Raw genomic sequence first — 12,838 nt, 5'->3', positions numbered from 1 at the left:
TAAAGCTAATGTTATTAATGAGTTTGGTATTTGCTTTTTCTGCAAATGCCAATCACGCATTGGCCCAAAGGGCCAGTCTCAATGTAACGCAAAAATCGCTTAAAGAAGTGTTTAGGCTACTCAAAGAGCAAACAGATGTCGATTTTCTTTTTACAGAAAGCCAGCTAAAAAATGCCCATCCTGTTAGTATTAGCGTAAAGCAAAAAGGACTGAAAGAAATTTTGGCACTCTGTTTTGAAGGGCAGGGCCTGAGCTATGTACTAAATGGCAATACGGTGATCGTAAAAAAAGAGAACAACAGTCCTGTCCTGGTCAATATCCAGCAGCGTACCATTACCGGTATCGTAACAGATGAAAAGGGAACTTCCATACCTGGTGTAAATATCGAAGTAAAAGGTACCGGCAAACGGGCAGTAACCAACAGCGACGGGAAGTATTCCATCAGCATTGATAAAGACAATGCGGTGCTTGTTTTTAGCTATATGGGCATGGCTACCCAGGAAGTAGCTGTTGCCAGCCGCAATGTTGTTAATGTGGAGCTTAAAGCAGAATCTGCTGATTTGAGCGAGGTGGTGGTGGTAGGTTACGGCACGCAGAAAAAAGTAAACCTGACCGGTGCAGTAGCTTCCATTGACATTGCTAAAGTTGCCGATTCCAGGCCAATTACCAATGTTTCTTCTTTACTTACCGGACTTGCACCAGGCTTGTACGTGAAATCAGGAAATGCAGATCCGGGTGGCAATGCCTCACTACTCATCAGAGGCCAGGGAACACTGAACAATTCTGCCCCTTTGGTGATCATTGATGGAGTGGAAGGCGACATTTCGAGAGTCTCACCTCAGGACATTTCTTCTGTTTCGGTATTGAAAGATGCTTCTTCAGCTGCAATTTATGGCTCCCGGGCAGCTAATGGTGTATTGTTGATTACCACCAAGCAAGGTGTAAAAGGTAAATTTTCCATCAGTTATGATGGTTATGCCACCATGCAGTCAGTAGGACACCTGATGCCATTGGTAGACAACAGTGTACGGTATATGGAACTGCTGAATGAAGCTGCAAAAAATTCGGCTGTAGCACCGGTATTTACCGAAGCAAACATCCAGAAATGGCGTGACAATGCAGGTGGCGATCCACTGCTTTGGCCAAATACCAATTGGGCAGATGGCCTGTTCAGAGACGTAACAGCCGTAAACCATAATGTTTCGGTATCGGGTGGTACAGATAAGCTCACTTCATTTATGTCATTCAATTATGCCAATAATCCTGGAATGATAGAAAATACCGGCTTTCAGCGGTACAGCCTCCGGTCTAATACCCAGCTACAGGCTACAAGCTGGTTAAAAGTAGGTATGAATTTAAACGGAACTTATTCTACAAAGGATAGGGGAAGTCAGCAATTGGAAGGTATGTTCATCAACTCCATTCTTGCCGTACCAACCGTAGTTCCAAGACATCCGGATGGCAGATATGGCGGAACCAATAATTCGGAAGAAAACTCTGTCGCGCTGTCGCCTATTTTTTATGTGAACCAGGTTAAAGGGACTAATAAAACGAATACCCTGGTCAGCCGGTTTTATGTAAACGTAAATCCTATGGAGGGGCTTAACGTCAATGCCTCTTATAACTATAACTTGTTTGACAATAAAATTACTACAATTCCCACGCAAAACGACCGCTGGAATTTCCAGACCAATACCATTCTGGTACCTGGTGCGGTAGCTTTATATGTTCAGAAACAGGACATCAATAATGTCAGGAACTTTATGGATTTTGATGCATCCTATGAAAAAACGTTGGATAAGCTGAACATGAAATTAATGGTTGGCGGAAGTCAGGAAAGGTATCTTGCTGAAAACCTGGCGGTAACCAAACAAGGGCTTATCGATGAGAACCTTACGCAACTTAACGGGGCTACCGGCGTGGCTACAGCAACAGGTACATTGGATGGAGACTGGGCCATGCATTCCTATTTTGCAAGGTTGAATATGGCCTGGGATTCCAAATACCTATTGGAACTGAACATCAGAAGAGATGGATCTTCCAGGTTTACGCAGGCCAACCGCTGGGGAAATTTTCCTTCAGCTTCTGTAGGATGGAGAATTTCCGAAGAGGAATTTATGAAATCGCTGAAATCAACCTGGTTAAATGATTTAAAATTCAGGGCCTCATATGGTGCTTTAGGTAACAATGCAGTGGGCGATTACGAGTCTATTTCTGTGTTGTCGTCTGTCCTGTATTCTTTTAACAATGCGCCGGTAAATGGTTTTTATCAAACCAGGTTCCCTAACCTCGGTTTATCCTGGGAATCTACCTATGTAACCAATTTGGGACTTGATTTTAGTCTTTTTAGCAACCGTTTGTCGGGTAATCTGGATGCCTACAATAAACTCACCAAAAACATATTGATCAGCTTGCCTGCCCCATTGGTTAATGGTACCATTTCTATACCGCCGCAAAACAGTGCCGAAGTACAAAACAGGGGAATAGAGCTGGGCTTAAACTGGAAAGATAAAATTGGCGAAGTAGGTTATTTTGTAGGTACTAATTTCACCTTTAATGCAAATAAGGTACTCAAATTTAAAGGAAGTGAATATTCGCTTTCGGGAACTTCAATGATTAAGGAAGGATTACCTATCAATACCCAATACGTTTTACTGGTAGATAGAATCATACAGACGCCAGAGGATGTACAATGGGTAGCAGACAGAATTGCCAATGCCCCCTTTGATCCGAATGATCCTGAAACAGATCCAACCAAGAAGAGAAGGCTCAATGCTTTTCCGTATGGAAAACCCGAACTTGGAGATTTCCTGTTTAAAGATGTAAACGGCGATGGAATTGTAGATGATAACGACAGGGCCAATGTAGGAAAAGGGTCTAATCCGCAGTTTTTCTATAGCTTCACTTTAGGGGCCAATTATAAAGGCTTCGATTTTTCAGCAATGATTGATGGAGTAGGCGGAATAAAAACCTATTTTCAAAATGATTATTACAACCCCGTGCTGAGGTGGTCCCGCATCATAAATCAGGAAATAGCAGATGGAAGATGGTATCCTGGGCGCACTACAACGGCTACCTATCCAAGGTTGCTGCTAAACGACAACAGAAATACCCGCTCCAGCGACTTTTGGGTACAGGATATGTCTTTCCTGAAGATCAGGAATATTCAATTGGGCTATTCATTACAATCTAATGTATTGTCAAAACTCAAAGCTTCAAAGATCCGTTTTTATGCCACACTTGAAAATTATTTCACCTTTACCAAGTATAAAGGTTTAGATCCGGAAGTTTCCGGCATGGCTTATCCGAACGTAAAACAAGCTGTTTTTGGAATGAATTTAACTTTTTAATAATAAAACAGATGAAAAAGAATATATATCTACTGGCAATTTTACTTGGCCTGACAGCAGTATTGCCTGGCTGTTATAAGCTGGATGTGGCTCCTCAGGATAAATTGAATACCGATCTGTTCTGGAAAACCCCTGCACAGGCCCGTCAGGGGATTGCAGCAGTTTATGCAGCCCTGAATTTAAGTCAGACTTACAATAAGTTTTTTGGTATGGATTGCCTTTCCGATATCGGCATTGGCTATGATGATGCCGGGTATGGAGAAATCAGTAACGGCTCCTGGTCTTCCCGTACCGGCTATGTAACAGACAGGTGGTCTAACAGTTACGAGGGCGTTGCCAGAGCCAACAAAGCAATCAGAAGCATTGCTGCATCTTCACTCGATGATGCATTGAAATCGCAGATCACGGCAGAGGCGAAGTTTCTGCGCGCTTTATTTTATAATTTCCTGCTCACCCATTTTGACGGCGTCCCTTTGTATGATGAAACTACCGATTACGACAAAGATTACATGGAGCTTAAAAAGCCAAGAGCAACTGCTCAGGAAACCAGGAACTTTATTTTAAAGGATTTAACAGATGCCATTAATGTACTTCCTGCCAAACAGGCCCCGGCCGAGAATGGCAGGGCCACTAAAGGTGCAGCTTATGCCCTCAGGGGAAAGGTTTATTTATACAATAAACAATACGATCTGGCCGCTAAGGATTTTGAAGAAATTGTGCTTGATCCGAGTGGTAAAGGTTATGGATACCAGTTGTATCCAGACTATGCAGGCTTGTTTCTACCAGGGGGAGATGAGAGCAGTGAAATGATCTTTGCCATCCAAACCTATTCTGAAGTGGGCTTTCTTGCTGGTATGCCTTATGCCCATTATATGGGCTCCAATGCAACTTTAGGAACCAGCTGGAATAATGTGATGCCTTCTGTTGAGCTGGTGGACAGCTATGAGACCAAAGATGGCCATCCTTTTAACTGGGACAATTATATTCCAGGTTACAATGGCAGCAATACCGTTAGGGAAGAAACATTGAAGGCTACCTTATCTGCTGATTTTAAGACCGTAGCAGCTTATCCTAAAAACAAGGCCAAATTGCTGGCCATGTACGAAGACAGGGACCCGAGGATGAAGCAGACCATTATTTTGCCTTATACCAATTACCTTGGCTTTATAGGTAATGCCAATAAGATGACGGAGTTTGTTTACAATCCAAACGTGGCTACTGTAAACGGCTTTATCGTCATCAACAGGTATAAAAGCAATTATCTGTACCTGTTCAGGAAATTTGTACCTGAAGGAGATATGGGCGGCAAATTACCACCGAACAATAGGGACCATGTGCCTATTAATTTTCCGATCATCAGATATGCCGATGTATTGCTGATGCTGGCCGAATGTTACAATGAGGCCGGAAATATAAATGATGCAGTAAAATACATCAATATGGTACGTAAAAGACCATCTACCAATATGCCTGGTATCAACAGCGGACCGGCCTGGCTTGAAGCAAGAGACCACGATGCTGTATTTAAGCGGATCATGCAGGAACGTGCAGTAGAGTTTCCTGCAGAGGGTTTAAGGTATTACGACCTCATCAGGTGGAAACTGGCAAAAGGTTTAATGAACAAGGATGTAAAGGATGCCTTAGGCAATAAGCTTTATACAGCCAAATTTGAGGATAGACATTATTTGTGGCCAATTCCTGGAGTTGAAAGAGACAGGAACCCAAGTCTTGTTCCAAATTTAGGCTGGTAAATTTCCGGCAGTTAACCATGGTTTTTCCAGGTTTAAACTTGTTAAAACATTGTAAAAAAGCGCCTTTGGCCTTTTTTACAATGTTTATTTGAGGTATTTTCGGCATCAAATCAATTGTATGAATACATTATCTATTTTTAGAAAAGTTGCCGTAGCCGAAGGAATTTCTTATGTATTGCTGGTATTTATTGCCATGCCTTTAAAATATTGGGCAGAAATGCCTCTGGCAGTTAAATATACAGGCTGGGCGCATGGTGTGCTGTTTATGATGTATGTGGTACTGTTAATTATGGCCTGGATGGAATACAAATGGAGTTTTAAGAAATCGGCGTTAATTGGTGTAGCTTCGCTACTTCCTTTTGCTCCTTTCTGGGTAGATAAAAAGCTTAAAGAAGATAATTCAAATAAATCTTGGTAATTAGTTATTCAATTTATACATTTGCAACCCGCTAATCAAGCAAATGCCCAGCTGGCGGAATTGGTAGACGCGCTGGTCTCAAACACCTGTGGGAAACCGTGCCGGTTCGACTCCGGCGCTGGGTACTGTTCTAAGTATGCATGCTTAGGGTATAATCCGTACTTTGAACAAGGCAAAGTACGGATTTTTAATGTTAAATCGGCCCTCTATGCTATCTCAGCCTTGTTCAAAGTATTCCTGTTGAAGGCTTTTGTGATTACGGGGGACTAGGAGATTATGTTAGAACAAATTTTCATACTCGCTCCCGATATTCCTTCGGGGTAACGCCTAAGCATTTTTTTACATAGCGGGTAAAGAACGAACGGCTTGAAAAATTCATTTCATCGGCAATTTCAGAAATATTCAGATTTTTGTTTTTTAACAAAAGTACTATCCGTTCTTTCGCATATCGCTGTATCCATTCTGAAGCGGTAATCCGGGTGTTGGCTTTGCAAATATAATTGAGATATTTAGGTGTGATGTTCAGCTTATCGCTGTAAAACCTTACTTCGCGTTCTCTTATGCAATGTTCCTGTACTAGCTGCATAAACCGTTCGTACAATGTTCCGCTTTGCATACTACGTTTTCGTCTATCGAGTTCATCTTCAAAAATGTGCCACATTTCTAAAATAAATAGCTGCATTTGTAGTTTCAGCCCTTCCTCAAAGAATCGGTGGTCTGTTTCCCGGGATTTATCATACAGCAACTGAAAATTTTTTAAAATTCTCTCTTTGTCCTTTTTTTCCGGGTGCAAAATCGGATTTTCTTTGGAGTGTATATAGCTGTCTATACTCGCATTCGCACTTGGTAAATTTGCGTTCAATAAATCACTGTCCACAAACAAGAGTGTTGCTTTAAAATTCATTGAAAATGATAAGTCCGCCACATCAAGACCTGCGAGCCAAAAGATAAATTCTCCCTTTTTACAATGGTAATGCTTCCCATTGAAAACAAATTTTATGCTTCCACTTTGACAATAAATATGCGTGTGAAACCGTGTTTGGAAATCTTCCGGAAATTGAGCAGTTGATCCCGTTTTATATAGTATAACCTTTTGATTTTCTGACATATTCATACAATATAAGAAATCGCTCAAAAAATAGGTAATATTTGAAATTAATTGCGCTATAAATGTAACATAACGCTCTTTTAATACTTATAACTTTGCAGTATAAATAGCAAAGCAATGGAGACAATAGATATTTTTCATCGGTTAAGTAAAGGAGAAACCATTTTACCAAACGACCCGGAAGCATACAGAATGCGCGAGGAATCATTTATCACAAAGAAAATCCTCGTTCAGCTGAATAACTCAACTAACCCTGCAGAAATCAGGAACTTACTTGGCCAAATAACGGGTGAAGACATTGATGAAAGCGTTGATGTATTTACTCCTTTTCATATCAACTATGGGAAGAACACCAAAATAGGTAAGAATGTTTTCATAAACTTTGATTGTGTTTTTCTGGACCTTGGAGGAATTACCATTGAGGACAATGTGTTAATCGCACCTAGAGTTAATCTATTATCCGAAGGTCACCCGCTCTCTCCCAACCAAAGGCATTCACTTGTTCCCGGACGTATTCACATCAAGAAAAATGCTTGGATTGGTGCGGGTGTGACTATTTTGCCCGGCGTCACCATTGGTGAGAATGCCGTAGTTGCGGCAGGAGCAGTAGTTTCCAAAGATGTTCCGGATCAAGCTGTGGTGGGCGGAATTCCTGCAAAGTTTATTAAAAGTGTCGACCCTAACAATGATCGGTTATGAAAATGAAAGCTTTAATCTTGGCGCTGATGATTGGCATCCACTTTAGCGCCTGTTCCAAGGATGAAAATTCTGCAAAGGCAGACAATCCGGGTTCACCATTAAGTACAAATACAACCAAAATGAAAATTACAATTGGCTCATCAGTTTTTACAGCAACGCTGTATGATAACCCAACTGCAACTGCGTTTAAAGCAAGGCTACCGCTTACTATAAATATGACTGAACTGAATGGCAATGAAAAATACTATGATTTTCCTAGCCCACTGCCTACAAATGCTTCAGTTGGAGGTAATATAAAAGTTGGCGATCTAATGCTTTACGGAAACAATGTTTTGGTGCTTTTTTATAAAAATTTCAACACTTCATACAGCTACACAAAACTTGGATACGTTGACAACCCTACAGGACTTGCTATATCGTTGGGTACAGGTAATGTAGTCCTGAAGTTTGAAAATAATTAAATCATAATAAAAAATAATCTCAAATAAAATGAAAAACATAACACTAATATCGATCGCAGCGACGCTTTTGATCACGCAAGCTTTCGCTCAAAAAAAAACTAAATCTATAGAAATGAATACATCAAAAGAACATTATACATTCCAACTCAGCGATAAAGTAACACGACAAAAAGTGACCTTTAAAAACCGTTATGGGATTACGTTAAGTGGCGATTTATACCTTCCAAAAAATGCAGGAAATGAAAAATTAGCTGCATTGGCTATTAGTGGCCCATTTGGTGCAGTGAAACAGCAATCATCTGGTTTATATGCAAACATCATGGCAGAAAGAGGTTTTGCCGTCGTTGCATTTGACCCTTCTTACACCGGCGAAAGCGGTGGTGAACCAAGAAATGTTTCTTCGCCAGAAATCAATACAGAAGATTTCAGTGCTGCAGTTGACTTTTTAGGATTAGCAAAAAACGTAAATAGAAACAAAATCGGCGTCATCGGCATTTGTGGCTTTGGAGGTTTTGCTTTAAACGCAACTGCCATTGACAAACGTGTGAAAGCTGTCGCAACCACAAGTTTGTATGATATGACAAGGGTGATGTCAAAAGGATATAACGATTCCGTAACGTCAGGGCAACGCACCAAAACATTAGAAGATTTGGGGCAGCAACGTTGGAAAGATGCCGAAAACGGAAAACCCGCTGACGGTCCACGTAATTTACCGGAAACATTGAAAGGCGATGAACCTCAATTTGTAAAGGAGTATTTTGATTATTACAGAACGCCACGTGGTTTTCACGTCAATTCTGTCAACTCAAACGGAGCCTGGTTGGTGACTAATCCAATATCGTTTATGAATATGCCTATTTTAAGTTACGTGAAAGAAATTTCGCCCAGACCAATGCTATTGATCGCAGGAGAAAATGCACATTCAAGATATTTTAGTGAAGATATTTTTAAAGTTGCAAATGAACCGAAAGAACTGGTTATTCTTCCAAATACTGTTCACGTAGATTTGTATGATAAAGTGGATATGATTCCTTTTGATAAGTTGGAGTTGTTTTTTAAACAAAATCTTAAATAGTTATAACATCGTCTACATAATTTTATCAATTCAATTATCAGGTTTGGCGAAAACACAGCCTCATCGCATAATGGAAGGAATAAATTCTTCTCAAGGTGTCTCCAGTCTTGAGAAGGCTTAAAATATATTACTTCTTAAATTAATTTTTTCCTCTCCAAATCTTCAATTATGGGCTCAAGAAGCAATAAAAAGCGATTTAAATGTTCAAAGTATTCCTGCTGATCGGTACATCAACGGAGTAAAAGTTTTCAGAAATTTTTACTCCGTTTTTTTTATGCCTTAAGTTGCTGTTAATGTGGGTAGATAAGCTGGACGGTGTCCATGTAAGCATGAACTACTACCAAAGCTACTGTTTGCAACCAATGGTCAAGAACTTGAATATATTTCATATTTTTGGGTTGATCAATAACATCTAGCCATCCATACAAAATAACAGCATGTTATACTTCGCCAGCATTGCAATTTCTTTATACTTGTTCGTACTATTGGCAGTTAAGCCTAACAAAATAACTGCAGATAAACTACTCATGATTTGGCAGCTAGTAGCAACGCTTCACTTAGCCGGTTTATATTTACAGGTTTCAGGAAACTATAGCCAATTCCCCAATTTAATAGGCTGGGGAGATTTATTAGCACTTGTGCATGGGCCTTTTTTGTATCTATATATCCTTCATCTAACCACACCAGTAAAATTTAGCAAGAAAAAGCTACTTCATTTTTTACCTGTTGTTTTTGCCTATCTTTTATGGATGTCTTTTTTGCTACAAAACCCAGAACAAAAGCTATTGCTTTATGACCAGGGCTTTTCCTCGCCTTACTATAAAACCATTGAAATCATCACCAATATTTGCATAATCATTTCGGGAATTATTTATGTATCAGCCGCAATTATTCTACTGCATCGATATAAGAAAAAAATAAGCGAAGAATTTTCAACTACAGATAAAATCAGCTTGAATTGGCTGCGTTACCTGATTGCAGGCATCGCTGGAATTTGGGTCTTTGTTATTTTTTATCCTACAGCAGAGAGTATCTATTTCAGTGCCTCGTTGTACATCTGCTTCATCGGTTTTTTGGGTGTACGCCAACAGCAAATATTCAAAACCGCCAATGCCTCATCCCGCTCTGCTGCTGAGCATCCCAACTTTTCTACTCAAAAAGAAAACCTTTCAGAAGAGCCCGCTAACGTGGCATTAATGCCCAATAAAATAAAATACGACTGGTCTTCACTTACGGATGCCGAAGCTGAACGTATTTTCCAGCATCTTAACACGATAATGGCACAAGAAAAACTATATAAAAATGTGGAACTTACACTAAGTAAGTTAGCCGAAGCCTTAAAGCTAAAAGATGCTGTGCTATCGCAAGTGATCAATTCTAAGTTTAACAAGAGCTTTTACGACTATATCAATTCACTTAGGGTAGATGAATGTGTAAAAATGATTGCTGATGAAAAAAACCAAAACTATACACTGCTATCGATAGCTTTTGATTGTGGCTTCAATTCTAAATCTTCATTCAATCGCAATTTTCGCAAATTCACGGGTAAATCTCCTTCAGATTTTTTCAGAAAACCAACCGAGCTAATATACCACAAGGCGTTGTAGGTCCTCCGTTTTCTTATTCAATAAGAGGTGCCACGAAGCCTCGTGGGGCGATTGGCATTTCTCAATGTTTCATTTTTGCATTCAAAACACTGGAGTTTTAAATAATAAACCATGAAACAAAACTTATTTTATTTGCCACAATGACTTCTACAATGATTGTTAATAATGTACCCTGGCTTCTGGCACTCCTAGTGGTTTAGACATCATTTGCACGAATGAAAGTACAGGACTTTTTAAAAAGAACCAGTAATTAAATCAATAATGAATACACAGAAAATCACCAAAATAAGTAGTCAAATTTATATCGGTTTTTCAATCTTGAGTATCGCTTATGTTAGTGTTTTATCAATTTATAATCCGCAGGGAACTATGGATTTGGTAGCTACGCGATTACCTAATACAGATGCCATAAGTTCCATAAGAGGTATATATGGTGGCGTTGGTTTAGTTATTTGCTTTTCTCTAGTTCACCTTTTGTTAAAGGATGTAAAAAAGGCGCTCATTTTTCTTTCACTGTTTTGGTTAGCCTATTCTATCTCTAGATTGATAACAATCTTGGTTGATGGGCCTTTGGGCGAATTTGGTTCGCAATGGTTGGTCATAGAGTCTACTTTAGGCATTTTGGCTTTAGTATTATTGCTGTTTTACAGACGCTTTAGATAATAGGTTAGCAATACTTCTACTACACATGAAAAACAATCAAATAATAACAAATCTTAAAAAAACAATTATGAAATCAATCTCAAAAAAATCTTTATTAACAGTTATGGTCATATCACTAGGTGTTTTGTCTTTAGCATCATGCAAAAAGAAATCTGGCGATAACCCGGATAACGGGAATAAAATTTCAATGAAAATGACCGTTACAGTAACAGGAGCTGATCAAAACGATCAGGTAGATTTTCAGGTAAGTGCCGGAAACCATGATGCAAGCCAATACGGAGCACCTGTTTGGAAAATGAATGGCACTTCGCAGGGTAATCAAAACAGTATAATAATAGACGAGAAAAGTTTTATAGGCACCACAAAAACTTATGTGTTCGAAACCGTAAAACCATTTGATTTTGGGGGATTGAACATTAGTATCTCTAATTTAGAGGGTGGCCCGATAACTGCCAGCTACAAAGCTGAAATTAATGGCAAGGTGGAAACGAATGAAAATGTGGTAGTTGCAGTAGACCAATCTCATAGTAAAACACTCACATATGGATCAAATAAATAAGTCTAATTGATGAAGTCAGTTCATCGATAAAAAGAGCCTGTACTTTTTAACCCCTTTATATCATACTACAAGAAGTTTATAGCTTAGTAAAATAGAAAAGTTTTTACTAAGCTATTTATTCTAAATCAGGAGTATTTAGTGGTATGGATGCCATTTCGTTGTTGCAGGGCTTTTTTATTGAACAATCTCTCCCAATTTACCCACGTCCTCCAGATTATAAGGTGTTTCCTGGTAAACAAAGTAATTGAGCCAATTATTGAAGAGTAAATTCGCATGGCTTGTCCAACATACCAATGGCGCATTCTCTGGATCATTATCCCGGTAATAGTTTTTCGGTACAGGTACATCAAGACCTTTATTCCGGTCTCTTACATATTCCTCGTGAAGGGTTAGCGGAGCGTATTCTGAGTGACCAGTAAGATAAAATTCACGCCCGCCCCGGGAAAATACAATGGCTACCCCTGCATCCGAAGATTCTGACAGGATACGAAGATCTTCCTTATCAGTCAAATCCGATTTCAATATTGTGGTATGTCTGCTATGGGGAATAAAGAACTCGTCGTCAAAGCCTCTCAACAGGGAATGTCCCTTTTCATTGGCAGTATGCTTGAAAACCCCGGATAATTTTTCCTTTAATGGCTTTTTTTCTACCCCATAAAAATGATAGAGCGCAGCCTGGGCCGCCCAGCAAATATAGAGCGTTGAGGTAACGTGTTTTCTGGCCCAGTCAAAGATTTGAGTGATCTCATTCCAATAGCTTACTTCCTCAAACTCCAGCATTTCTACAGGAGCGCCGGTAATGATCAAACCATCATAAAAGTTTCCCTTTATTTCGCCAAAACCTTTATAAAACATTTCCAGATGTTCTTCAGATATATTTTTAGAAGTGTGGGAATCGAGTCTTAAAAATTCAACTTCAACCTGTAAAGGATTGTTGGATAATAAACGTACAAAATCTGTTTCAGCAGATATTTTAAGAGGCATCAGGTTAAGGATAAGCACACGCATTGGGCGAATATCCTGAGTATCTGCCCTCAGATCACTCATAACAAATATATTTTCCTTCTTTAAAAGCTCAATCGCTGGCAAATTATTCGGAATCTTAACTGGCATTTATCATCCCCCTTATTCTTATATAATCGCCAAA

11 protein-coding genes and 1 tRNA gene are annotated in these 12,838 nt (G+C 39.5%); 10 read left to right on the top strand and 2 right to left on the bottom strand.

The window, feature by feature from the left end; all coding sequences use genetic code 11:
- The first annotated feature begins 17 nt into the window (after positions 1–17).
- From PHEP_RS15780 to PHEP_RS15765, 4 genes are all read left to right on the top strand, one after another.
- Positions 18–3,350, top strand: a complete 3,333-nt coding sequence (locus PHEP_RS15780; protein WP_162141661.1) for a TonB-dependent receptor — start codon at positions 18–20, stop codon at positions 3,348–3,350.
- 11 nt (positions 3,351–3,361) lie between these two features.
- Positions 3,362–5,101 carry a RagB/SusD family nutrient uptake outer membrane protein gene (locus PHEP_RS15775; RefSeq protein WP_015808975.1) on the top strand — a complete coding sequence of 580 codons (1,740 nt, stop codon included), beginning with the start codon at positions 3,362–3,364 and terminating at the stop codon, positions 5,099–5,101.
- Positions 5,102–5,219: 118 nt separating this feature from the next.
- Positions 5,220–5,519, top strand: a complete 300-nt coding sequence (locus PHEP_RS15770; protein WP_015808974.1) for a DUF3817 domain-containing protein — start codon at positions 5,220–5,222, stop codon at positions 5,517–5,519.
- 45 nt (positions 5,520–5,564) lie between these two features.
- A tRNA-Leu gene (locus PHEP_RS15765) sits at positions 5,565–5,644 on the top strand.
- A 167-nt stretch (positions 5,645–5,811) separates the two neighbouring features.
- Here the strand turns inward: PHEP_RS15765 and PHEP_RS15760 are convergent.
- On the bottom strand, positions 5,812–6,627 hold the full coding sequence (locus PHEP_RS15760) for a helix-turn-helix domain-containing protein (RefSeq protein ID WP_202901252.1): 816 nt from the start codon (positions 6,625–6,627) through the stop codon (positions 5,812–5,814).
- 117 nt (positions 6,628–6,744) lie between these two features.
- Between PHEP_RS15760 and PHEP_RS15755 the strand changes: the two genes are divergently transcribed.
- From PHEP_RS15755 to PHEP_RS15730, 6 genes are all read left to right on the top strand, one after another.
- Positions 6,745–7,326: a DapH/DapD/GlmU-related protein gene (locus tag PHEP_RS15755; protein WP_015808972.1), complete on the top strand. Its 582-nt coding sequence runs from the start codon at positions 6,745–6,747 to the stop codon at positions 7,324–7,326.
- On the top strand, positions 7,323–7,787 hold the full coding sequence (locus PHEP_RS15750) for a cyclophilin-like fold protein (protein ID WP_015808971.1): 465 nt from the start codon (positions 7,323–7,325) through the stop codon (positions 7,785–7,787). The genes PHEP_RS15755 and PHEP_RS15750 overlap by 4 nt, the downstream gene beginning before the upstream one ends.
- Positions 7,788–7,815: 28 nt before the next feature.
- Positions 7,816–8,862, top strand: coding sequence for an alpha/beta hydrolase (locus tag PHEP_RS15745; RefSeq protein WP_015808970.1), 1,047 nt, complete (start codon positions 7,816–7,818; stop codon positions 8,860–8,862).
- A gap of 437 nt (positions 8,863–9,299) precedes the next feature.
- Positions 9,300–10,469, top strand: coding sequence for a helix-turn-helix domain-containing protein (locus PHEP_RS15740; protein ID WP_015808969.1), 1,170 nt, complete (start codon positions 9,300–9,302; stop codon positions 10,467–10,469).
- 261 nt (positions 10,470–10,730) lie between these two features.
- A complete protein-coding gene (locus PHEP_RS15735) occupies positions 10,731–11,132 on the top strand; it encodes a DUF4345 domain-containing protein (RefSeq protein ID WP_015808968.1) in 402 nt (133 codons plus the stop codon).
- Positions 11,133–11,157: 25 nt separating this feature from the next.
- On the top strand, positions 11,158–11,691 hold the full coding sequence (locus tag PHEP_RS15730) for a hypothetical protein (RefSeq protein WP_015808967.1): 534 nt from the start codon (positions 11,158–11,160) through the stop codon (positions 11,689–11,691).
- 174 nt (positions 11,692–11,865) lie between these two features.
- Here the strand turns inward: PHEP_RS15730 and metA are convergent, their stop codons facing one another.
- On the bottom strand, positions 11,866–12,804 hold the full coding sequence (gene metA / locus PHEP_RS15725) for a homoserine O-acetyltransferase MetA (protein WP_015808966.1): 939 nt from the start codon (positions 12,802–12,804) through the stop codon (positions 11,866–11,868).
- Positions 12,805–12,838: the final 34 nt, after the last annotated feature.

The sequence above is a fragment of the Pedobacter heparinus DSM 2366 genome, from assembly GCF_000023825.1.
Taxonomy (GTDB): domain Bacteria; phylum Bacteroidota; class Bacteroidia; order Sphingobacteriales; family Sphingobacteriaceae; genus Pedobacter; species Pedobacter heparinus.
Note: the sequence above shows the minus strand (reverse complement) of the source record. Positions and strands in the feature narration are given on the sequence as shown.